21 protein-coding genes are annotated in these 21,960 nt (G+C 59.7%); 12 read left to right on the forward strand and 9 right to left on the reverse strand.

Going from position 1 to position 21,960, the window contains the following annotated elements:
- From SVU69_12430 to SVU69_12445, 4 genes are all read right to left on the reverse strand, one after another.
- Nucleotides 1-232, reverse strand: a 232-nt coding sequence (locus SVU69_12430; GenBank protein MDY6943802.1) for an SAM-dependent methyltransferase, incomplete at its 3' end; no start/stop codon positions are given.
- Nucleotides 232-435, reverse strand: coding sequence for a hypothetical protein (locus SVU69_12435; protein ID MDY6943803.1), 204 nt, complete (start codon nucleotides 433-435; stop codon nucleotides 232-234). The genes SVU69_12430 and SVU69_12435, both read right to left, overlap by 1 nt.
- Before the next feature lie 166 nt (nucleotides 436-601).
- Complete coding sequence (locus tag SVU69_12440) at nucleotides 602-847, reverse strand: hypothetical protein (GenBank protein MDY6943804.1); 246 nt, start codon at nucleotides 845-847, stop codon at nucleotides 602-604.
- 39 nt (nucleotides 848-886) lie between these two features.
- Entirely contained in the window at nucleotides 887-1,174 is a 288-nt protein-coding gene (locus SVU69_12445; GenBank protein ID MDY6943805.1) for a hypothetical protein, read from the reverse strand.
- Nucleotides 1,175-1,420: 246 nt separating this feature from the next.
- Between SVU69_12445 and SVU69_12450 the strand changes: the two genes are divergently transcribed.
- From SVU69_12450 to SVU69_12475, 6 genes are all read left to right on the forward strand, one after another.
- Nucleotides 1,421-1,822: a DUF4383 domain-containing protein gene (locus SVU69_12450; GenBank protein MDY6943806.1), complete on the forward strand. Its 402-nt coding sequence runs from the start codon at nucleotides 1,421-1,423 to the stop codon at nucleotides 1,820-1,822.
- A gap of 76 nt (nucleotides 1,823-1,898) precedes the next feature.
- A complete protein-coding gene (locus tag SVU69_12455) occupies nucleotides 1,899-2,681 on the forward strand; it encodes an MOSC N-terminal beta barrel domain-containing protein (GenBank protein ID MDY6943807.1) in 783 nt (260 codons plus the stop codon).
- 132 nt (nucleotides 2,682-2,813) lie between these two features.
- On the forward strand, nucleotides 2,814-6,320 hold the full coding sequence (locus SVU69_12460; protein ID MDY6943808.1) for an FAD-dependent oxidoreductase: 3,507 nt from the start codon (nucleotides 2,814-2,816) through the stop codon (nucleotides 6,318-6,320).
- Between the two features lie 37 nt (nucleotides 6,321-6,357).
- A complete protein-coding gene (locus SVU69_12465; protein MDY6943809.1) occupies nucleotides 6,358-7,431 on the forward strand; it encodes an alpha/beta fold hydrolase in 1,074 nt (357 codons plus the stop codon).
- A gap of 202 nt (nucleotides 7,432-7,633) precedes the next feature.
- Nucleotides 7,634-8,047: a PA2779 family protein gene (locus SVU69_12470; protein ID MDY6943810.1), complete on the forward strand. Its 414-nt coding sequence runs from the start codon at nucleotides 7,634-7,636 to the stop codon at nucleotides 8,045-8,047.
- Nucleotides 8,048-8,051: 4 nt separating this feature from the next.
- The gene (locus SVU69_12475; protein MDY6943811.1) at nucleotides 8,052-8,975 is read left to right on the forward strand and encodes a PA2778 family cysteine peptidase; all 924 of its coding nucleotides are present in this window, start codon (nucleotides 8,052-8,054) and stop codon (nucleotides 8,973-8,975) included.
- 37 nt (nucleotides 8,976-9,012) lie between these two features.
- Here SVU69_12475 and SVU69_12480 read toward each other — a convergent pair whose 3' ends face one another.
- Nucleotides 9,013-9,234: a hypothetical protein gene (locus SVU69_12480; protein MDY6943812.1), complete on the reverse strand. Its 222-nt coding sequence runs from the start codon at nucleotides 9,232-9,234 to the stop codon at nucleotides 9,013-9,015.
- Between the two features lie 347 nt (nucleotides 9,235-9,581).
- On the opposite strand from SVU69_12480, the gene SVU69_12485 reads away from it, so the two are divergent.
- Nucleotides 9,582-10,835, forward strand: coding sequence for a fatty acid desaturase (locus SVU69_12485; protein ID MDY6943813.1), 1,254 nt, complete (start codon nucleotides 9,582-9,584; stop codon nucleotides 10,833-10,835).
- 136 nt (nucleotides 10,836-10,971) lie between these two features.
- Nucleotides 10,972-12,231 (forward strand): fatty acid desaturase, encoded by a 1,260-nt coding sequence (locus SVU69_12490; GenBank protein ID MDY6943814.1) that lies wholly within the window; start codon nucleotides 10,972-10,974, stop codon nucleotides 12,229-12,231.
- Nucleotides 12,232-12,317: 86 nt separating this feature from the next.
- On the opposite strand, the gene SVU69_12495 is transcribed toward SVU69_12490, so the two are convergent.
- On the reverse strand, nucleotides 12,318-14,291 hold the full coding sequence (locus tag SVU69_12495) for an amidohydrolase family protein (protein MDY6943815.1): 1,974 nt from the start codon (nucleotides 14,289-14,291) through the stop codon (nucleotides 12,318-12,320).
- 265 nt (nucleotides 14,292-14,556) lie between these two features.
- Here SVU69_12495 and SVU69_12500 point away from each other — a divergent pair, with 265 nt between their 5' ends.
- The 3 genes from SVU69_12500 to SVU69_12510 all read left to right on the forward strand — a co-directional run bounded on the left by SVU69_12500 (nucleotide 14,557) and on the right by SVU69_12510 (nucleotide 16,438).
- Nucleotides 14,557-15,207 (forward strand): DUF1614 domain-containing protein, encoded by a 651-nt coding sequence (locus SVU69_12500; GenBank protein MDY6943816.1) that lies wholly within the window; start codon nucleotides 14,557-14,559, stop codon nucleotides 15,205-15,207.
- 99 nt (nucleotides 15,208-15,306) lie between these two features.
- The gene (locus SVU69_12505) at nucleotides 15,307-16,152 is read left to right on the forward strand and encodes a redoxin domain-containing protein (GenBank protein MDY6943817.1); all 846 of its coding nucleotides are present in this window, start codon (nucleotides 15,307-15,309) and stop codon (nucleotides 16,150-16,152) included.
- Nucleotides 16,142-16,438 carry a hypothetical protein gene (locus SVU69_12510; GenBank protein ID MDY6943818.1) on the forward strand — a complete coding sequence of 99 codons (297 nt, stop codon included), beginning with the start codon at nucleotides 16,142-16,144 and terminating at the stop codon, nucleotides 16,436-16,438. The genes SVU69_12505 and SVU69_12510 overlap by 11 nt, the downstream gene beginning before the upstream one ends.
- Here SVU69_12510 and SVU69_12515 read toward each other — a convergent pair.
- The 3 genes from SVU69_12515 to arsS are packed head-to-tail and all read right to left on the reverse strand — an operon-like array spanning nucleotide 16,435 to nucleotide 20,258.
- Nucleotides 16,435-18,627, reverse strand: a complete 2,193-nt coding sequence (locus SVU69_12515; GenBank protein ID MDY6943819.1) for an FAD-dependent oxidoreductase — start codon at nucleotides 18,625-18,627, stop codon at nucleotides 16,435-16,437. The two genes, SVU69_12510 and SVU69_12515, sit on opposite strands and share 4 nt — an antisense overlap.
- Nucleotides 18,628-18,633: 6 nt before the next feature.
- Nucleotides 18,634-19,308 (reverse strand): DUF3047 domain-containing protein, encoded by a 675-nt coding sequence (locus SVU69_12520; GenBank protein ID MDY6943820.1) that lies wholly within the window; start codon nucleotides 19,306-19,308, stop codon nucleotides 18,634-18,636.
- A complete protein-coding gene (gene arsS / locus SVU69_12525; GenBank protein ID MDY6943821.1) occupies nucleotides 19,305-20,258 on the reverse strand; it encodes an arsenosugar biosynthesis radical SAM protein ArsS in 954 nt (317 codons plus the stop codon). The genes SVU69_12520 and arsS overlap by 4 nt, the downstream gene beginning before the upstream one ends.
- Nucleotides 20,259-20,637: 379 nt before the next feature.
- On the opposite strand from arsS, the gene SVU69_12530 reads away from it, so the two are divergent.
- A partial coding sequence (locus tag SVU69_12530; GenBank protein MDY6943822.1) for a hypothetical protein occupies nucleotides 20,638-21,960 on the forward strand: 1,323 nt, incomplete at its 3' end.

A 21,960-nucleotide genomic window follows, 5' to 3' on the forward strand; every position in this document is an offset into this window, starting at 1 on the left:
GCCGCTGTAGGGCCTGGGACAACATGGACGCTGCGGGGTCCAAACCGACTTGAATGCCCAACGGCGCGGCAAAGCGGCCAGTTCCCACGCCGATCTCGAGACCCAAGCCCTCCGGCGGCAGAACGGCCCGGACGGCTAGAAGCTCCGATTGGTAGACAGCCGGGTGACGTCCGAACCAGTCGTCATATCGCCTGCTGTTGACCTCAAAAGCCGCGCTCGGGGCCATGGTCATCAGCGCGCTTTAAACGCCGCGATGAAGCGTGCCTTGTCCGTCGGCCGGGTGGTCACAACTGGCATGTATCTGCGGCCCAATCGGGCATCGTCAAGCCGCTTATTCCAGTTCAGGTATCGCCGTGGGCGTATGGACAGTTCGACCACATAACGGCGCGCAAAATCCGCTGGAAAAATGTCGATCTCGGAAGGAATCGTACGCATCGAGGACGCCTCTAACTCTGCCGCCAGATCTGCCGCCGCGATCAGGTCACTCAAACATCGCGTGGGTGCCGTGTGCGAATCATGATCGTGCCACGTCCACCGAGGCTTTCCAAGGCCAGGGCGCGTGTCGGCGTTGACTAGGCCGCCCCGCCAACTCCGCCGCGTGTCACACCTCTTTCAGGTAGAGCTCTCCATTGACGGCACCGTTGATGCCGGCGTCGTTCACTGTTCCGCAGGCGGAGAGCGGCGTCAAACCCGTTTTTATCTCTTGAACGAATGGCCCAAAGAATACTTGCTTAACCGCCCGCACCGCACGGCTATCGTCCGCCGAGATCTCGGTTTTTGAGTCCTCAACGGCCCCCGCATTGTCTGAGATACGCTTAGTGCCGCGAATCGGAACGTCGCCTATCACTCCAATCTGTTACCGCAGGCCAAACAAGCTTATCGCTTCTCACCGGGCCGACCGCCTGATCCTCAGCCCGCCGAATACGCAATAGAGAATCAGGGCGTTGAAAAAAATGCAGCCTAAACCAGTCCCCAAACCACCCCATGAAAGCGGGACGAGCGTTATCCATGGCATGGCAAAAGGAAGCAACAAGATACCCGATTCGCCTGAGTCACCTGGATTTTTGGAGGCCACAAAGAAAATCCAGGCAAAGACCGAAATCGCCGCAAAGAGAAACAGCCCGGCTGCGGCCATGCCGGCTCGAGAAAACCTAATGACTGGAACCATCGCCATACCGTCTAACCCCGTGCGCGAACTGGAAACCTGTCAGGCGGTGCCGTTCCGTCCGATTCCGGCAAAACGCCGGCGCCGAAGCCATTACCAATCAACGGATGGGCAAACACGATCACTGCATAGCCCAGCGGTTGCGAACGACAGAACTTTACCACTACCCTCATGGTTCTAACCGAAAGGCACTCATCAGAAGTGCCGAGTATGAACGTATGACGATCGTTCGATGTGATTATGGAGGAGACAACGATGATCGATTTGGAAAGCACGGAATTTGAACGCAAATACACGCGCGTGATCGGGGTGTTGCTGATCGCGGCCGGACTGCTCGGCTTTGTGTTCGGTGATCGCTTGTTCGGCATCACCGTGAGCGGGCTGCACAATACCGCCCACTTGGGCGCCGGGCTGGCGGCCTTGCTCTGCGCCGCTGTTGCCGGCGGAAAATACGCCTTTCGCTTCAACCAGATTGTCGGCTTGAGTTTTGTCGGTCTGGGCGTGCTGGGCTTTCTTGGCCTGGAGCCGTTCACGCAGCTTTTGCACCTGAACCCGGCGGGTAATTGGTTCCATACCCTCCTTGGCGCGGTCACGCTGATCATCGGTATCGGCATCGAGCTGCCCCACAAATACACGCCGGAGTGGTGGCAAACCTAATACCCCTTCGCGGGTGGCGGCGTTCAGCCCCACCCGCGTAAACTGGCCGGCCTGCCCCCAAACCACATGCGAAGCCATGGCCTACACGCTACAGCGGATCACCATTTTCCCCATCAAGTCCTTGCCGGGTGTGGCGCTGGAACGCGCGCAAATCACCCCCGCCGGCAGCCTGCGACACGACCGCGAATACGCACTGTTCGATGCCGATGGCCAAGTGGTCAACGGCAAGCGCGAACGGCGCGTGCATGGGTTGGATGCCGAGTTTGCGCCGGATATCGCCACCGTTCGTATCACTGATCGTGCCCTCGGGGAGTCGGCCCGGTTCCCACTCCCCGAGGGGCGCGCCGCTTTGAGTGAATGGTTGTCGGACTATTTTCGATACCGCGTCCGTGTCTTGCGAGCGCCCCAAGGCGGTTTCCCCGATGATCGGGAAGCCAACGGCCCCACGCTGGTGGGCACGGCTACGCTGGAGACCGTCACGACATGGTTCCCTGAGCTGGATCTGGCCGAGATTCGCCGACGCTTTCGCACCAACCTGGAAATTGCTGCGGCGCCGCCGTTTTGGGAGGACGGTTTACTGGGTGAGCCGGGAGTCACGCCGACGTTTCATATCGGCGCCGTGCATTTTGAGGCCATCCGGCCGTGCCAGCGTTGTGTGGTACCCACCCGTTCCTCATCAACGGGCCAGCCCGATGCCCAATTTCAGGAAATTCTCAGCCAAAAGCGGTGCCAGGAACTGCCCCCTTGGACGCCGGCCGCTTACTTCGACCACTACTACCGGCTGTGCCTGAACACCCGCATCCTCACCGGCGGCCAAGCCGAGTGGCTGAAAACGGGCGATGTGCTCACGCGCGATTGAAGCCGACACACCGCGGTCTGTTCTCTCTACCCGGCTTCGGGCCGCCACCTGGATACGCCGCTTGGGGCCATGCGATCATTGCCCGGGAAATGAATATTCCGCGATCGACCCTCAGCAGACTCGGACAACACATTGGATAAACCAGCCACCCAGGAACAACAGCGTTTTGGACCATTCACGTTTGAAGAGCTGAACTCGCCCGCGGGCCTGGCCCGCCTGGACGAACAGTTTCGCGCCTTTCTTTCCCAGCGAGATACCCGCTTGGCGGAACAGCTGTCGAGCTACCGAAGCGGCGATCATGCCGTCTGGCCCGCGGCTGAGAGTGAGTTTCTGTTGGATCTGGCACGCCATGTCGAACCATTCGTTGCCGGTTTGTTCGGCATCGAGGGCGAGTTGGCCACGCTCACGGCGCAGACCCGTACCCACAACTTGCCGGTCCGCTTCAAGGCGGAGTTCGTGCAAAAGCGTGCACGCAAGTTTCGGGACGACGGTGCCATGAGCTTTGCCGAGCTCGATCGCTGGCTGCTGAACGCCGCCGGGGCGGCGGATGCCGCGCCGGCCGAGCAAGAGTTGGCCATTGCCGGTTTCGCCCTGGGTTTGCTCGATCAGGCCGATGCCAACGCCGAGGCGATCGGCCGCGTGACGGCTTGGTGCCGCTTGGTGCAGGAGACGGCCGAAGGCCTGGCCCGCATCCGGGACTGGCCGAGTTTCCGCCTGCCTCAGCGGATCGACCCCGCCCAACGGGTGGCCCTCAGTGCGGTGCCCGGCGACGACGCCGGCCGTATGGAGGCCGAAACGACTTATCGGCAGCGCGATGGCTTTGGCTTGAGCGATTCGCGCATGGGACCGGGCGATGTCCAGTCAGAAGTGGGCTACTGCGTGTACTGTCACGATCACGAGGGAGATTTTTGCTCCATTGGCTTTCCCGCCAAAAAGGGCAAGCCGGAGCTGGGATACAAGATCGATCCCTTGGGCGTAGAGCTCACCGGTTGCCCACTGGAAGAGCGCATATCGGAGATGCACCTGCTCAAGCGTGACGGCCATGCCATCGCCGCCCTGGCCATGGCCAGCCGGGATAACCCCATGCTCCCGGCCACCGGTCATCGCATCTGCAACGATTGCATGAAAAGCTGCATTTACCAGAAGCAAGATCCGGTCAACATCCCGCAGATCGAAACACGGGTGCTCACCGATGTGCTCAACCTCCCCTGGGGGGTTGAGATTTATCATCTGCTCACCCGCTGGAATCCGCTGCGGCCGGACCAATACCTCGCCCGGGCATACAACGGCCGCAAGGTACTGATCGCCGGCATGGGCCCGGCCGGTTTCACCATGGCCCACCATTTAACAATGGCGGGCTGCGCCGTGGTGGGTGTCGATGGGCTCAAGATCGAACCCCTGCCGGAGTCGCTATTATCCGCCCCGGTGCGCGAGTGGCAAACGCTGGTGGAATCGCTCGATGAGCGGATTTTGCTCGGCTTCGGCGGCGTGGCCGAATATGGCATCACCGTCCGTTGGGATAAGAACTTCCTCAAACTCATTTATCTAACGCTGGCCCGCCGTGCCCATTTCCAGGTGTTCGGAGGCGTACGCCTGGGTGGCACAGTGACTGTGGAAAATGCCTGGGAGATGGGATTCGACCATCTGTGCATCGCCACTGGCGCGGGTTTACCCCGGGTGGTGCCCATGGAAAACTCGCTGGCGCGCGGCATGCGCCAAGCCAATGATTTTCTGATGGCGCTGCAGCTCACCGGAGCCGGCAAAACCAGCAGTCTGGCCAACTTGCAGGTTCGGCTGCCGGCGGTGGTCATCGGCGGCGGGCTCACCGCCATCGACACCGCAACGGAAGTGCAGACCTACTACATCCGGCAGGTGGAGAAAACGCTGGCGCACTACGAAACGCTGGTCGCCGCAGAAGGTGCGGAGGCGGTCAGTGCCGGGCTCAACGACGAAGACCGGGGGATTTTGGATGAGTTTGTAAATCATGGCCGGGCAGTGCGTGCCGAGCGCGAACGGGCCACGAAGGTGGGCGAGATGCCCGATTTCATCAAGCTGATCCGCTCCTGGGGCGGGGTCACACTGACCTATCGCAAAAACATGACCCATTCGCCGGCGTATGTGCGTAACCACGAAGAAATCATCCAAGCCATGGAAGAAGGCTTGTACTACGCCGAATGCCTAAGCCCCGTCCAGGCCGGCCTGGACCGCTTCCAGCACGTCGAGTCGGTCACTTTCGAGCGCATGGCCGAATCCGCCGGTCGATGGGCCCCCTCGGGAGAGTATGTCACCCTGCCGGCGCGCTCGGTTTTCGTCGCCGCCGGCACCGTACCCAACACCATCTACGAAACCGAACACCCGGGCACCTTCGATCTGCAAGGCAATCATTTCCAGCCTCATATCGGCGAAGCGGGTAAGTTGCAGCCGGTCACCGAACCGGCCGGATGCAAATCCGAGTCCTTCGGCCCCCTCACCTCCTACAGCCGGCATGGCCGACGCGTGAGCTTTTTGGGTGATACCCATCCGGCCTTCAACGGCAGCGTGGTCAAAGCCATCGCCTCCGCCCGTCGCAGTTTCCCGGTCGTTCTGGACGCTTTGGAATCGCGCCCGCCGGTGGAATCCAACGAACCCGAGTACGCCGCGTTTCGTGCCGAGATGGCGCACCGGCTCAGCGCCCGCGTTGCCGCAATCGACACCGCGAATCCCGCGCTGGCGGAGATCTGGATCGAAGCGCCCATGGCCGCCAGGAATTTTCGTCCCGGCCAGTTCTACCGGCTGCAGACCTATGAGTCCTTTAGCCCGATCATCGAACACACGCGCCTGCAGATCCCCGTGTTGACCGTGTCGGGCACGGGGGTTCGCGGCGACCAGATCCGATTGTTGGTCTTGCAGTGGGGCAGTTCGCCCCGGCTCGTAGGTCGGCTGAAGCCGGGCGATCCGGTGGTGTTGATGGGGCCCACCGGCGCCCCCACCGACATTCCCAGTGGCGAGAACGTCATGATCGTCGCCGGCCGTTGGGGCGCCGCCGTGATGCGCGACATCGGCCCGGCCTTGCGGGCCGGCGGCAACCGGGTCATCTACGTGGCCGCCTTTGCCCACGCCAAGGAGGTGGACAACCAGGCGGAGCTCGAAGCCGGCGCGGACCAAATCATTTGGTGCACGGCCACCGGGCCACGCATCCCCGCCCGCCGGCCGCAGGATCTCAGCCTGGAGAGCGCCGATATCATCGATGTCATTTCGCGTTACGGGCGGGGCGAGCTTTCCGGCGATCACCCGGCGGATCACACGCCCACCGGCGAAGTGACCCGGCTGATGGTCATGGGCGGAACCAATCTTTTGCGGGGGTTCCAGCAGGGCTTGAAAGGCCCGTTGGGCGAACTGTTCCCCAAGGAACTCACCGCCGTGGGCACCGTCGGCAGCCCCATGCAATGCATGCTCAAAGGGGTCTGCAGCCAATGCCTGCAATGGCAGATCGACCCCGAAAGCGGCCAACGTACTCGCGCCGTGTTCTCCTGTGCCCAGCAGGATCAACCCTTGTTCTGGATCGACCTGGACAACCTCGCCGCCCGGCAACAGCAAAACCGCCTGGTGGACCGGCTGACAGCACAGTGGCTCAGCTGGGTGCTGAAACAGGCGAGCTGACGGCTTTTAGATGACCGGCCGTCTGCCGCGAGAAACTTTGACGAAAAACGGCATCGCCGTGAGAGAGAAGCGCATGTGGATGGGCTTGGCGGGTGGCTTATTACTCGTTTTGATCATCGCATTTGTCTGCGGGCCGAGAACACCGCTGGACACCACACTGCGGACCGTCGAATTGCCCGACGATCTGGATGCCTACCTGACCGATTCGGAAAGTCGGTTCGACGACATCCTGCCCGGCGTGGAGAAAACCATCGTCTGGGCGGGTGAGCGGGGGGTCAAAAGCGAATTCTCCCTTGTTTACTTTCACGGCTTTTCGGCCACCCGACAGGAGATCGCGCCCTTATGTGACCGCCTCGCCGCGGAACTCGGCGCCAACCTGTACTATCCGCGCTTGCCGGGTCACGGTCGCTCGGCCGAGGCCATGGGACAAAGCGGCGTCAACGATTGGCTCAACGCCGGCCACGAGGCGCTGGAGATCGGCCGGCAGATGGGCGAGCGGGTGATTCTGATCGGCACCTCAACCGGCGCCACGCTGGCCACTTGGCTGGCCGCGAATGTGCCTGAGCCGCAGTTGGCGGCTTTGGTGTTACTCTCGCCGAATTTCCGTCCCGCCAACCGGGCAGCGTCCTGGGTACTGTTGCCGTGGGGACAACATCTGGCGGAATGGGCTATCGGCCCGACCCGCAGCTGGGAACCGCAAAACGATCGACAAGCGCGCCTTTGGCATACGACATACCCAACCCGGGCACTGTCGGCGATGATGGGTTTGGTACGCGTGACGGTGAAGTCCGACCTCCACCGCATTCAAACGCCGACCTTGGTGGTCTATTCGCCCCGAGACCAAGTGGTCAGCCCCCAGGCCATAGAATCCACTTTCCAGCGGATGGGGCCGAGTAAAAAACTGGTACCGTTCCATGATTCCGCCGATCGTACTCAGCACGTTCTGGCGGGCGATATCATCTCGCCGACCAGCACCGATGCACTGCTTGCGCTGATGATGGATTTTCTCCAGGCCACAAGCATCATAGAAACAGCCCCGACGGCGGAACAGCCCCGACCAGAACAGGTTAAGATAGGCCAACGCGATCTCCCGCGGCGACCGGGCGGGTGAGTCCGGATCAGTTATTTGATCTCTTCCCGTGGCTGTGGAACCCAAAACGATCCGGCAGCGAGCGCAACCTCAGCTCGTGCCCGCGGCGGCGGACCGGCGGCATCGCGTACCGGGACACCACGAGCGCAATGCTACAGGTGTATTGCTTCTTGCCGTAGATAATCAAGCAAACCTCGTTAAAAGCCTTTTCTGGAGAGCCGGAATGAAAGTATGTATCCGCAAAGCCGTTTGTTGGAGCGTGTCAGCAAGCTTTCTGATCGTCAGTACATCCCTGCCGGCGGCCCATGCCGCGGCTGGCGTGAAAACGGCCGAAGCGTTCGCTCAAGCGGGCATCGCCACCGAACAGTCGGCGAACCGGCAACAGGTGAGTGAATTTCTCGCCCGCGCCGATGTGCGGGACCAACTGACTCGCTTGGGCGTCGAACCCACAGCCGCCGAAGCGCGTGTGGCCGCTCTTACCGACGCGGAAATCGCCCAGATCAGTCATCGCATCGACCAACTGCCCGCCGGGGGTGAATCCATCATCGGCGCGCTGATTTTCGTGTTTCTCGTCCTGCTGATCACCGACATTCTCGGATTCACCGAAATTTTCCCCTTTACCCGTCCGGTTCGTTGAGCCCGTGCGCCCTTACTGGCGCATCGGGTGGGTGTTCATCGCGTGCATCCCCTTGCTCTGGGGATGCACCACCACCCTGCACCACAACGGTGAATCACCGATTGAGCTGACTGACGCGCCGTTTTTCCCGCAAACACGTTATCAGTGCGGGCCCGCTGCGCTGGCCACCGTTCTGGTTGCAGCCGGCGCCGACACCTCTCCCGAGCACCTCGTAGACCGCGTCTACTTACCGGGCCGGCAAGGCAGTCTACAACCGGAGTTGGTCGCCACCATACGCGCTTTCGGCATGCTCCCTTATCCCATCGAGGGCATCTCAGAGATCCGCGCCCAACTGCGATCCGGACACCCCGTGCTGGTACTGCAGAATCTCGGCCACCCGAAATTACCGCGTTGGCACTACGCCGTGGTGGTGGGGTGGGATGAGGCACGCCAGACGGTCATCCTGCGATCGGGAACGACGAAACGATTGGCGCAGCGCCGGTCAAACTTTTTGCGCAGTTGGCAGTGGGCGGGCTCTTGGGGCGTCATTGCACTGCCACCCGATGAGTTGCCCGCCCAGCCGGATATGAACCGTTATTTGTCGGCCGCCTGGGGCCTGGAATCCGTGGACCAACGCCGTGCCGCCGGTTCAGCATATCGAGCGGCGACGACCCGCTGGCCGATGGAAGCGCTGGGGTGGCTCGCCCTGGCCAACAACCAAGCCGCAATGGGCGAGATCGCCGAGGCCCGACAAACCCTAACAGAGGGCCTACGCACCAATCCCACGAGTGTCCCGTTGATGATCAATTTGGCCGATGTGTTGCTGGAAAGCGGAGAGCTGGAAGAGGCACTTCACTGGGCAGGCCAAGCCGCCGAGCAAACCGGGCCGTGGCAGACAAAAGCCGCCGAGCTACTGGACGAAGCCCAAGCGCGCATGGCCGCACCGTAAGATAGCGAACATTGCATTCGTGTGAAGGCCAACGGAACTACATGCCCCGTTCTGGCCGATCCGATTCGGCACGGATTCGGCGGGTGACGGCCTCGACCTGCTCCACTGCATCGCCGACGGCCTCGGCGATCACCTCACGAACCATCAATGCCAGGTCGCGGTACTTTTCTTCCGTGATCTCCCCAGCCAACTCACTGCCGAGCAGTTGCTTGAAAGACACAATGACCCGTTCCGCCCGTTGTTGCTGTCGATCCACCATGACCTCGTCTTCTTTCCAAACCGGTGTTTACGCTATTTGAACCGAGCGAGCGGACCAGCAGGGTGATCCACGTCAATCGGGACGATTCAGTCCCGTTGTCGGGCGAGACGCCCGACCGCTGCTCCGCAACGTGATAATACAACCCGGAAACAGCGCATCTGACGGACCAGTCAGATGGCATTTTTTTTGTGGCCCGGCCCCGAACATATTTGCGTTACCTATGATCAAACATCTCGATCCCACGTCATTGCCAATGCTTGACCTGCGTCAGCGCTTGCGCGAATCTAACAGACTGACATGAATAATTAATTGAGGCGGCATAGACGCCCAATAGGAGGAGGCAATACATGGATGGTGCACTCGCGAAACCGAAACTGATCTGGTCTTACGGCCGTTTCTTTTTCCCATTGGCACTGTCGCTGGCGGTTATATACGCCATCATCGTCGGCCCGGTGAGTGTCATCGGCGGGATCATCTTCGTTCTGCTTGGACTGTCGGTTTTGGAGCGATTGTCCGGAGAAGACGCGAAAGCCTATGAATACGGGCACCCGAGGATTTTCGTATACATGATGTGGGGCTATCTCCCGGTCACGGTGGTCGCGTTCCTCGCCTACATCTGGGTACTGGCCCACGGCCACAACGGGGGCGACTTGTTCGGCCTGGCCGCCATGGTCCAATCCTGGACCGGATTCGACATGATGGCCGCTCACGCCAATGACGGAATCGGCACGTATCTACTGTCCACGTTTTTATTCTCCCAGATCACGTCCATCGGCTCGGTAACCATCGGCCATGAACTCTCCCATCGCACCTGGGAACCGTTTTCGGTCTTTTCGTCCCGGGCTTGTTCGCTGTTCGGTTTGTTCACCTACTACGCGATCGAACACCCCTATGGACACCACTTCAACGTCGGAACACCTGTGGATTCCAGCACTGCGCTTCGAGGCGAAAGTGTCTATACGTACTTCCGGCGAACGACGTTCCAGGACTATCAAACAGCGTGGGACATCGAGAAAGAACGGTTGGAAAAACTCGATCTGCCGACCTTCTCTGTCCATAACAAGTTGTTACACGGCTGGGCTGCTGAGATTGCGTTGTTGGTCTTTATCGTGACTGTCAGTGGGTTGCTGGGGCTGTTCTGGTTTTTGGTCGCGGCCTTCAATACGCACTTTGGCTACAAGATCGGCACCTACGGCCAGCACTACGGGATCGTGCGGGTGCCCGGTTCGGAGATCAAAGCGCACCATTCCTGGGATTCGTTCAATCGCGTCACAAACTGGTTTGTGGACAACATCGGCCGGCATTCCCAACATCATTTGGAACCGCAACGGGAGTTCTGGCGTCTTGAAGATGTCGGCGCACCTCGCTTGCCCGAGAGCATGGGTTACTTCCGCGCCATTGGCATGTCGATCATCCCGCCGCTGTGGCACCGGCATTGGTCACCTCACCTGATCGAGTGGGACCAGAAATATGCCTCACCGGAAGAACGCGAACTGGCCCGCCAAGCGAACCTGGACAGCGGAAGGCCCGAACTGATGGCCTGGGGTGCCGCTCAGCAAGTCGACGATATGACGGCGGGAAAACCAGCCACGGCCGCCTAGACCTCCCGCCCCCCAAGGGCACAAAAAGGCCCACATTCCGTGGGCCTTTTCTTTTTCCTAGCCCACTGACAAATAACGTTGTTTTCCTATACTGAACGATGGGTATGTTACCCGCGTTTGTGGAGGAGACATCACGATGAATAAGATCACCATAGCCCTCGGCGCAGCCTGGCGCTACGGGCGTTTCTCGCTGCCTTTTCTGCTGGGCTGGGCGGCCGTTTATGCCATTTTTGTCGGCCCAAGCGTCACTTTGACCGGGGTGTTGATCACGCTCGCCGTATTGCTGGCCTTCGAATGGGCGGTGGGCGAAGACAGCTCCACCCCCACCTATCATCATCCCCGCTTTTTCGTTTATATGATGTGGACATATCTGCCCATCGTGCTGTCGGCGTTTACTGGATTCGTGTGGACCATGGCCCATGCGCATGACGGCGGCGACTTACTCGGTCTGGCCGCTGGAGTCCAAGCGGTATTCGGTTTCGATATGCTGGCCGCCCACGCCAATGACGGCTTCATGACTTATCTGCTTACAACCTTGTTGTTTTCAGCACTCTCGGGCATCGGCGCCTTGTCCGTGGGGCATGAACTGATACACCGAACCTGGGAGCCGGTTTCCGTCATCATATCGCGCATTTGCTCAGCTTTTGGCACCTTCACCTACTACGCCATTGAGCACCCCTACGGACATCATCTCACCGTGGGGACGGACCAGGACTCCAGTACCGCCCTTCGAGGCGAAAGCGTCACGCGCTACTTCCTGCGCACCACACCCCATGATTACAAACTCGCGTGGTCCATCGAACGGGACCGACTCGAAAAGATGGGTTTGCCGGTCATGTCCCATCACAACCGCTTGCTTCGGGGCTGGGCGGGCGAAGCAGCCATCGCAATTTTTGTATTCTGGGTCAGCGGCCTGTTCGGTCTGTTCTGGTTCCTTTTAGCCGCAATCAATACCCATTACGCCTACAAACTGGGGACGTACGGGCAACATTACGGCATTGTTCGGGTTCCCGGTTCGGAGATCAACGTACACCACTCCTGGACATGCAATAACCGACTCACCAATTGGATATCAGGCAACATCGGCCGTCATACCGATCATCACCTGGAACCGGAGCGAGAATTCTGGCGTCTGCGACCGTTCGGCGAAGGCCCACAAAACCCATATCCCTACATGATGATGTTGTTTTTGTCCCTCGTTCCGCCGCTGTGGCACCGCATGTGGGCACCGCACCTCATCGAATGGGATCAGCGATTCGCCTCGCCGGAAGAGCGGGAGCTCGCCCGCGAAGCCAACGCCCGTAGCGGCATACCCCTGCTGATGGCATACGCCGCGAGCCAATCCGTGAGCGCGTCCAAGACGCCACCGGTCGAGCGCCCACCGCACGCGGCATAGTCCGAAAGCAATTTAATGAGGCCACAATAAAAAGGGGCGGCCAAAAGGCCGCCCCGAAGGTTCGGGAGTGAGTGAACCGTTGTCTGTCAGCCCGTGGCGGCAACTTTATCCGCCTCTGCTGCCGTGATTACCGCCTCATGGGGGTAAGGCGTCGGAACGCCGCGACGGGTCAGTACCCGACCGAATGTTTCTTTGCCGTAGTTCTTCGTGTAACGCTTGCCGTCCCACGCGACTTTTCCGGCGATGATGACTGTGGTCACCACACCATCCGATCGATTGACCATCTGCGGATGATTGAAAATCTTCCGTTGCTTGAGCAGTGTGTTGGCTTCCGAATCGTATTGCCGCAGTGCTTCCGGGTCGATCAAAACCAGATCGGCCTGAGCGCCCATTTCCATGGTACCCACGTCGAGGTTGAACAGCTCAGCCGGATCGCGTGTGAGCCGTTTCACCTGCCGTGAGACGACTTCCAAACCGTCTTCCTGAGCCATTTTCAGCGTCCGCAAATTGCAGTCGAAGAACGCCATGTTGGTCAGATGCGCACCGCTGTCGTTGAATCCCGGCAATGTGTTTTCGTCCAACAGCAGTTGTTTGAGAACTTCCGGCCGCTGGTTGGCCGTAGTGACACACCAACGAAAATCGCGATCGTACTCCCGCAAAAGGTGCATCATGAATTCGGCGTCGTCACCGATGGGATTGGGGAACTTGGCAAAGGCAGCGGCTTCGACATCATCTCGGGCGCCTTCTTTGCCACCGGTGGCTTGGAATGTTTCCAACCGCCGGTAGATCTCGCCCATATTCTGATGGGCCCAGCCGGGAACGTCAGGCACCGAGACCAAGGTCATGTCTTCGAGGTTTCGGTTAAATGTCGTCGGCTCCACACCGATGATGCGGGCCAGACGCGCCAAATTGAAACCACGCTTGCCGGTCATCCAATCGCCACGAAAACGCTCTTGAAAAGCCGGATCTCGCAGCAGCTTCTGCCGACCTTCCCGGTCCTCCAGATCCAACGCATTCAGCTCTCTGAAGGCCGGCTTTTCTTCCATGAATGGTGTGGTGGTGCCATCACCATACACGGTGAACGGAGCGGACAAAGCCTGAAACGCAAATTTGCCCCGCATAAAACGGGAGTTGATGAATCGGTTGATCCGCAGCAAACCTTTCCACGCGAAACGGTTGGCCGAGAGATCCATGGCCGCGGTGGCCGTCATTCGTAACGGCTTGCCATATAAACGACCGCTACTCATCAGCAATAAACTCAGCGTCGCTGCCTGATTGTCAGGATTCGGGGTGAACTGAACAATCCCGTCATGGCGCCGTACGACATCGCCCAAGGCCAACAACTCTTTACGCGTCGCATGTTGCGCAGGGATACGCTCGTTGCGATGAGGGTCGTTGGCCAGATAATGAAGCGGTAAGCCGTCGGTGGACAAACCAACATAACCGGCCCGCATACACTCTTCCAGAACCCGACACATCTCGACGATCTGTTCGTCGGTGGGCTCGCCCTGAATGGCGCCTGGCATCCCCATGACCTCCACCCGCAGCATACTGTGGGGAACCATCGGACACACGTTGGCCCCCAAAGGCAGCTCTTTAAAGTGACGCAAATAGTCGATCGGATTGTCCCAGGTAATATGGCCGTCCAGAGCGTTCTTCAACACGCTTTTAGGCATGTTCTCTACCCGGGCGAAACAATCGACGATGGGGTTGGATTCCAAATCGCTCTCGTCCTTATAGGACTGCAAGCCAAAAGCCACGCCCAAACTGCAGTTACTCATCACCGCGGTGGTGGTGCCATGACGGACAGCCTCAGTCAATCCCGGCTCGATCTCCACCTCCAGATCGAAATGGGTGTGGATGTCGAGCAAACCGGGCGTCAGCCATTGGCCGGTCCCGTCGATTACGGTCTTGGCCGCGCGACTATCGAGATCAAAACCTTTACTGACAACGCGACCGCCCTTGACCGCCACGTCGATGTTTACGGGGGGCGCGCCGGTACCATCGAATACCAACGCGTTTTTAACCAGAATATCCCACTGGACGGCGGACGCAGCCATGGCAAGTACTCCCTCAGTTCCTCGGCCCGCGAGCGGGTCACGCACTAAATCGAACAGAGGCGGTACGATCACGACAGCAGGCCGCCTCCTGAAATTTGTTATCCTGCGCTGTCACACCTTAGTAAAAATCCCTTGCGGGACAATGTCAAACGACGTGTGCTAAGCCCCCTGTCTTCCGCAGAGCAGACGGCATCACACCGGCCGGTCGGCGACCTGATGCGGGTTCACAGGGCGGCTGCTAAAACCCCTTTGCGAGGACGTTTCCTTGTTTCCGAGACGACTGCTTGTTGCCCTGATCCTAGGCGCCGCGTTCCTGACACTGATTGAAATCGGCGTCATCACGGTGGCCTTCGATAAATTGGGTTTGTCTGAGCGTTCCGCGCTGAATTTGTTTCTGTTGTCTGTCCTTGGAAGCATGATCAACCTGCCGCTGTTCTCCATTCGCCGCCACCGACAAACCGGACCCCCGCATCAACTCCCTCCTTTTCCCTGGCTACAGCAACGAGGCCGCCCAGATCGGACATTGATCGCTGTGAACGTCGGTGGCGGGCTGATACCGGTGATGTTCTCCGTCTACCTTTACAGCTGGCATACCCTCCCTGTCTCCACCGTGCTTATCGCGATTGCCGCAGTGTCCGGCGCCTGCTATCTCGCCAGTCGCCCAATCCCCCGGTTGGGTATTGGCATGCCGATTCTCGTCGGTCCGTTGTCCGCCGCTGCGGTCGCGATCTTCACCTACCCGGAAAACAGCGCGCCGTTGGCCTACATCTGTGGCACCATCGGCGTGCTGATCGGTGCAGACTTGCTGCGCTTACCGGATATCGGGCGGCTGGATGCGCCGGTCGCGTCCATCGGCGGCGCCGGCACCTTCGACGGCATGTTCATCACGGGTCTGATCGCGGTCCTGTTGACTTAATCGGATCGCCCCGGCAATCAGACGAAAGCATTCGCCTGATTACCGGGTCTACTCTATGCGGCAGCTGTTCGCTAGCCACGGAAGAGGGGTCTGAACGCCATGAACAACCGTTTGAAAGCCATTTTCATCAGCGTATTTCTGCCCGCCGTATTCCTGGCATTGATTCACAGTGGGATTCAGCTTTGGCAGGGCGGTTTCGATTGGGGCTGGTTTGGCGCGCTGACGGCAAACGGTGCCATTGCATTGTTCTTCGCTCATCTCGGCTTAAGGCCAGTGGTTCGCACCAGCGCGAACCTGTCCTGGATCGTTACCGCGACCACTGCCGGCACCCTCATGGCGCTGATCGGCGCAGCCGAGACCACCTCGCTATGGGCACTGTTCTACGCCGCTGGCGTGGGCTTCGCGGGCTCGTTGATCTACGTCTATTGGTACTCGCGATTCGGCCGAACACCGAGCGATGCGCTCGCGGTGGGGCAAACCTTGCCGGACTTTTCCCTTCAGGACGACCAGGGTCGCCCCGTGGTATCCAAGGATTTTCTGGGCCGTTCAACGTTGTTTTTGTTCTTCCGCGGCAATTGGTGCCCCCTGTGCATGGCCCAGATCAAGGAAATCGCGGCGGACTATCAGGAACTCCACCGCCGTGGCGTCACCGTGGCGCTCGTCAGCCCCCAGTCTCACGAAAAAACCCGCGCCTTGGCAGACCGTTTTGAGGTCCCCTTCCGCTTTCTCGTGGATCACGATTTATCGGCCGCCAAACGACTGGGCATCGTGCATGAAAATGCCCTGCCGTTAGGTATGGAATTGTTGGGATACGAGCAGGATGCCGTATGGCCGACCGTGGTCCTTACCGACCCACAAGGCACCATCATTTTCGCCGACCAAACGGATAACTATCGGGTCCGGCCGGAACCGGCGACCTTTTTGGAGGTGTTGGATGCCCACTGATTGCACTCGACTTGAGCATGTCGAGCTCACACGGGTCGATCAACGGCCGGTGTCCAGACGCGGCGCTCGGCGTGAACCCATCCATTTGAAGCGAACGATGGCCATTGCGTTGCTGGTGGGTACTTGGCTCACGTTCGTGAACCCGTACGATGTGCTCATCTCGGTGACATGGGACTGGGGCTTGGCGGGCAAGGTTCTGCTTAACGACCTGACGCCCTTCGTGGTGGCCAATCTGGGGCTGGTGTCCCACAGCGCCAACGACCGATCCCAGGCAGATATCAGCTAATCCTCGGGCGCGGCTGGCGGGACCACCGACGTGGCGCTTCGCCCCATGGGCCGCCCCAGTCGCCATCGATGCCAACGGGACAACCACGTCAGGACGCGTTCCGGGGCATGATCCCGTTTCCACGCGCCGGCGGCGTACTTGTTGGCTTCGGAGAAACTGGGATAGACATGAATCGTAGCCAGGAGTTTATTCAGCCCCAGTCCATGGCGCATGGCGGTGACGAACTCGGTTAGCATCTCCGCGCTGTGGCGGCCGACAATGGTCGCCCCCAAGACACGGTCTTTACCCGGCACCGTGAGGACTTTCACAACCCCCTCCGCCGCGTCGTCGGCAATGGCCCGATCCAGATCCGCCAAGTCGTAGGTGGTCAGTTCGTATGGGATCCCTTGCGCGCGCGCTTCACGCTCGTTGAGCCCAACCCGCGCCACCTCCGGGTCGACATACGTACACCGGGGAATCACCGAATAATCCACTCGGAAGCGTCGCAGTCCGCGAAACAGGGCATTGACCGTCGCGAACCACGCCTGATGAGCGCTGACATGGGTGAATTGGTAGGGCCCCACCACATCACCGCACGCCAGAATATTCGGGTAGCGGGTTTGCAGATACTCGTTCACGTCGATCGCGCCTTGCCCTGCCGTGGTGATGCCGAGTTGCTCCAGCCCCAGCCCTTCGGTGTTGGGCCCTCGCCCCACCGCCACCAGGATGCGATCGAATGGAAGCGCGACGGACTCATTCCCATGCTCGCACACCAATACGTGGCCGCGCCCGGACGCCTGAACCGCGACCGCCCGATAACCCAAACGAACGTCGATACCCTCTTGCCGAAACGTTCGCTCGACCCGCTCGGCAATATCGCCATCTTCTTGGGGTAGCAGTTGGTCCCCCATTTCCACTTGCACCACCCGACTGCCCAGGCGAGCGAACGCCTGCGCCAACTCACAGCCGATGGGTCCGCCGCCAAGCACCAACAAACGCTCCGGCAACTCGCGGAGCGCCCACAAATTGTCCGAAGTCAGGTAAGGCACATCGGCCAGTCCCGGAATGGGCGGCACCACCGGCCGCGCGCCCGTGGCCAGAATGATGTTACGGGTGCGAATGACCTGTCCGTTCACTTCCACGGTATAGGGCGAGGTGACGCGCGCAGCGCCCTGAATCACATCCACACCCAGTCCGATGTAGCGCTCAGGCGAATCGTGTGGTTCGATCTGGCGAACCACACGCTCTACCCGCGTCATGACGTCGCGAAAATCGAAATCGACCTTTGCGCTACGAATCCCCAACGCTTCCGCGTGGCGCGCCTGGTGGACAAAGCGGGCGGTTCGAATCAGGGCCTTGGACGGTACGCACCCGGTATTGAGACAATCCCCGCCCATTCGGTGCCGTTCGATCAAGCTCACTTGGGCTTTTAACGTGGCCGCGATATAGGCCGAGACCAAACCCGCCGAACCCGCTCCGATCACCACCAGGTTTCTATCAAACGCCCGCGGCCGCGGCCAGCGGTGATACAAGCGCCGCCGGCGTAGCCTATTGACCAGCCAACGGGCGAAGAAAGGAAACACGCCCAGGAGTGCGAACGAGATCCAAAGCGAAGGCGAGAGCACATCACCGAAACTGCCGACGGCACCGAGCTGGGTCCCGGCGTTGACGTAAACCACCGTAGCCGGGAGCATCCCCACCTGACTGACCCAATAAAACGTAACCATCCGCAGTGGCGTCAGTCCCATCAGCAGGTTGATGACAAAGAACGGAAAGACCGGCACCAGTCGCAAGGCGAACAAATAAAATGCGCCGTCCTGGTTAACACCGCGCTCCACTGCCTGCCACCGGTCGGGCAAACGTTGCTTGATACGGTCGCGAAACAGCCCCCGGGCCACCAGAAAGGCCGCCGTCGCACCGACAGTGGAGGCGAACGAGACCAGCACCGTGCCGAACAGCACCCCGAACAAAGCGCCGCCGGCCAGCGTCATCACGGTCGCCCCCGGAAGCGAAAGCGCAGTCACGGCCACATAAAAAACGAAATAGGCCGTCGCGCTGGCCACCGGATGGACCCGGACCCACTGCTCCAATGACACACGCTGGGCTAGGAGGTAATCGAGAGTCAGGTAGCGCCCCAGGTCCAGAGCGAAAAACAAGACAATACAACCGCCAATCGCAAGCGCCAGTAGCCATCGACCAAATTGCCTCACGAGGTCCTACTCCGCGCTGAAATAAATGTTGCGGTACCGTCCGACACCCTGCCCGCCCGCGTTGTCACAATCGGTCATAATCGCCACGCCGTCGATCTGCTCGATGCTCATGTTGAAGTAGCGTCGAAAATCGGCCCGCACGTCCCGCCGCTCGGTATACCAGCCATCGGTGCTCGCCGAGGGGCCGGAACGTACGGCCACCATCATGGCCTGGTCGGTGAAGGCGTTCGGCCAATGACGACCGGCCGGTTCACTGCCCGTCCACGCGTAGTTGATCGCCCGCGTTCGCCAGATCCGCCAGCCGTCGCCATAGACCACGTAAACCCGGGCGGCATAGTCATCGCCGCCCTTGGTCTGCTCATCAAGCCCCTCAAAGGGTTGATCCACCCGCCAAGACCAGTTCAACACCGGCGTTTTGCGAAGATCGACCCGCTGACGAAGATACAAGGCTGATGCGCTGGCGTCGCATTGCGCGAGTAAGGTTCCGGGCAACTCATCCTCTCCGGCAAGACGATAAACCGTCTGCCCGGCAAACGAACGCACGCCCCAACGTGAGAGATCTTCCGGCACGAAGCGTCCCAGCACAACGGATCGGGCATCCTCGCTGGCCCTCGGCCCGGTGGAGAGCAGCATGCTCACCAGCACGCACAGGCAGAGCCTTGCCGCCCACCACCGAATCACGTCAGCGCCCCACCACAACTGCTACCTTGCCCGGCTGTACAGCCGTAACAATGATCCGCCACTGCAATGCGCTTGCCGGTCAGGTCGCCGTCCAGCAAGTCCCGCAGGTGCGTCCGACAGCCACCCAGCGGTATGCCCAGCATCTGATTGAAATCACAGTCATAGAGGTAGCCGAGGTAATCGACGCTGATCAGATCCCGGCACATCACCTGCTCAAGATTCTCCGGCCGATGTGCGGCACGCAAAAGCCCCATGTATGCCTGAAATTCCCCGCGCGAGATCAACCAACTGCCGAAACGCTGTATGGGCATGTTGGCCAGGGTAAACAAGTGATTAAAGCGAACACCGTAATCGCGCTCCAAACGGAGTTGATATTGCCCCTCCAAATCCGACTGCGGCGGCGGAAGACTCGGCCCCACCGGGTTATACACCAGATTCAAGGTCAGCCCCGAGTCCGGTTCGCCGTAGCCCAAAGCATTCAACTGCCGCAGTCCGGCAATGCTTCGTTCAAAAACGCCCGGGCCACGCTGCCGATCGACGTTCTCGGGGCCGTAACAAGGTAGCGAAGCGACGACCTCCACCGCGTGGGCCGCCAGAAACTCCGCAACCCACTCGTATCCGTCGGTGACCAGGATCGTCGGATTGCAGCGGTCCATGATGTGCATCCCCTGGCGCCGCGCCGCGATAACCAGCGTTCGGAAGTCAGGGTTCATTTCCGGCGAGCCACCGGTCAAATCAAGGGTTCTCACGTGATATCGCCGGGCCACACCCAGAGCCAACGCCATGGTGTCCCAGTCCATCAATTCGCGTCGTTTCGGTCCTGCGCCGACGTGGCAATGGACACAGGCCAAATTGCACAGATAACCCAGGTTCATCTGCAGCACGGTGGGGCATCGTCGCCGCAATGGCGGAAAGTCCGAATCAACGAGGTGCGGTAAGGTGTCGTGCATCTAGCCTCCGTCTCCGCCTGTCCCATTATTCAGCGTAATCAAACTGACGATCCTCCAACTGAATTGTGCGGCTTGGCTGTAAAAACCAAGACCGCATAAACGCAACATGCCTTGCAGATCCGGGCCAAAGCAACTGCCGAGCACGCCCTGTCCGTGCCAAATGATGTGACCGGATGGCGAACAACTGAAAAGAAAAATTCATTGCCGGCGACTGGCGAAGCCTTGCGCCATGTACTAGAGATATTACTCGGGGTTAAAGCCAGAATGCCCGCAGCCAACCGTCCCCAGGTCGGATCAACTTTGGGCAAATCACAGATAAGTCATCAGTACTGAACGACGCAACGGATTCGCGTCTCGACATTTCATGGGAGCTCACGGAATGAGATATCACCCCTTCCAAGTCCTGTGCGGATTATTATTCGCATGCGCCGCCTTTTGGCCCGCCGTCTCATTGGCCTCGCTGTATAACACGGTGGACGATGCTACGTTTCGTCAATTGATCGAAGAATTCAAGGCCGACCCGACCATCATCGCCCGGGATCGCGATCTCAGCAAAAAACTAACCACTGAGCAGATCGACACCCTCACCCGCGAGCTCGGGTTGGAACCGTTCACCTGGGTTTATGCCCAAACCGTAAAGGGCCGTGAGGCACCGGACCTACTGCAACATGACACGGATGACATCAGCGTCATGGCGGTTCGGGCCGGAAAACTCGTCCCCATTCCCTTCCAGATCGACGAAAGAGATCAAGCCGGCTGGGTTTACGTGGAAGGAATCTCCGAAGAAGAGATTGAGGGCACGGCGGGAAAACTGGATGAGAACGACGATATCGTTTTTATGTACCGCGATACCGGCCAAGAGCGTTATGACGCCGCAACCATGAAGCTGGCCAGCGGAAAAATCGCAAAAGAGCTCACACTGGAGTTCAACGGTAAGAAACGATACGCCTACCTGGTGACCGGATCCGACCAACGCAGCAATGCGGTCTATACCGAGTTCGACGAAGAAACTCTGACGTTCGTCGGCAATTTCCATAGCTTCCGGTCAAGCCCCGACAACATGCTGATATTCGAGAATTACCAAGCGAACGCCGGGCCCACACCGGAACATCGCGTGCTCGACACGGTTTTTCTGGATTTATCCACCGGGGTCATCACCCGCTGGCCGCGGGTCTCCGTCGGGCTTCAAAACATCGAAGCGCGGTTGATGGGCGTCAAACACGGGCCGGTTCGGGAAGTTTTGCTGCTTTCTATTCGAGTTGTGGTGGCGGGCATCCCGGTGTTCTTCATCCGCAGCGACATGACCCTGTATGACGAAGGTATCGCGCTGCCGGTCAAACTGTCCATTCCCGGGGGCGAAATCCTCACGCGGATTCTCAATCGACCCATCATCGACATCGGCCTGGACATGAACGAGCTCACCGGGGGCCGTTTCTCCGCCGCCATCAATCCCACCGGGCAGTACAGCACCATCGACGGCAAAATTGACGCGGTCGAAGAACAACTCGCCATTAACGTACCCGATGAAAACTGGATGTGGCTGGAATCGGGTCGGGGTTTTGACGTCATGCTGAAAATTCTTATTCCACCCGATTGGCCGGTGGAAGCAGAACTGTATTACGAAGACGACCCCGAACCGGAAAAGTCATTTGAGGTTGAAGACTTCCCAGGCGCCTATCCGCGCATGGGCGTGCGGGTCACC

It is taken from the genome of Pseudomonadota bacterium, from assembly GCA_034189865.1.
In the GTDB taxonomy this organism is placed as follows: domain Bacteria; phylum Pseudomonadota; class Gammaproteobacteria; order UBA5335; family UBA5335; genus JAXHTV01.

Bases quoted from the DNA above. Each gene is read 5' to 3' on its own strand.
- SVU69_12480 (MDY6943812.1), bottom strand. From the start codon at position 9,234: ATGGTGGATCGACAGCAACAACGGGCGGAACGGGTCATTGTGTCTTTC.
- SVU69_12505 (MDY6943817.1), top strand. From the start codon at position 15,307: ATGAACAACCGTTTGAAAGCCATTTTCATCAGCGTATTTCTGCCCGCC.
- SVU69_12495 (MDY6943815.1), bottom strand. From the start codon at position 14,291: ATGGCTGCGTCCGCCGTCCAGTGGGATATTCTGGTTAAAAACGCGTTG.
- SVU69_12455 (MDY6943807.1), top strand. From the start codon at position 1,899: ATGGCCTACACGCTACAGCGGATCACCATTTTCCCCATCAAGTCCTTG.
- SVU69_12450 (MDY6943806.1), top strand. From the start codon at position 1,421: ATGATCGATTTGGAAAGCACGGAATTTGAACGCAAATACACGCGCGTG.
- SVU69_12490 (MDY6943814.1), top strand. From the start codon at position 10,972: ATGAATAAGATCACCATAGCCCTCGGCGCAGCCTGGCGCTACGGGCGT.
- SVU69_12435 (MDY6943803.1), bottom strand. From the start codon at position 435: ATGCGTACGATTCCTTCCGAGATCGACATTTTTCCAGCGGATTTTGCG.
- SVU69_12445 (MDY6943805.1), bottom strand. From the start codon at position 1,174: ATGGCGATGGTTCCAGTCATTAGGTTTTCTCGAGCCGGCATGGCCGCA.
- SVU69_12510 (MDY6943818.1), top strand. From the start codon at position 16,142: ATGCCCACTGATTGCACTCGACTTGAGCATGTCGAGCTCACACGGGTC.
- SVU69_12485 (MDY6943813.1), top strand. From the start codon at position 9,582: ATGGATGGTGCACTCGCGAAACCGAAACTGATCTGGTCTTACGGCCGT.
- arsS (MDY6943821.1), bottom strand. From the start codon at position 20,258: ATGCACGACACCTTACCGCACCTCGTTGATTCGGACTTTCCGCCATTG.
- SVU69_12470 (MDY6943810.1), top strand. From the start codon at position 7,634: ATGAAAGTATGTATCCGCAAAGCCGTTTGTTGGAGCGTGTCAGCAAGC.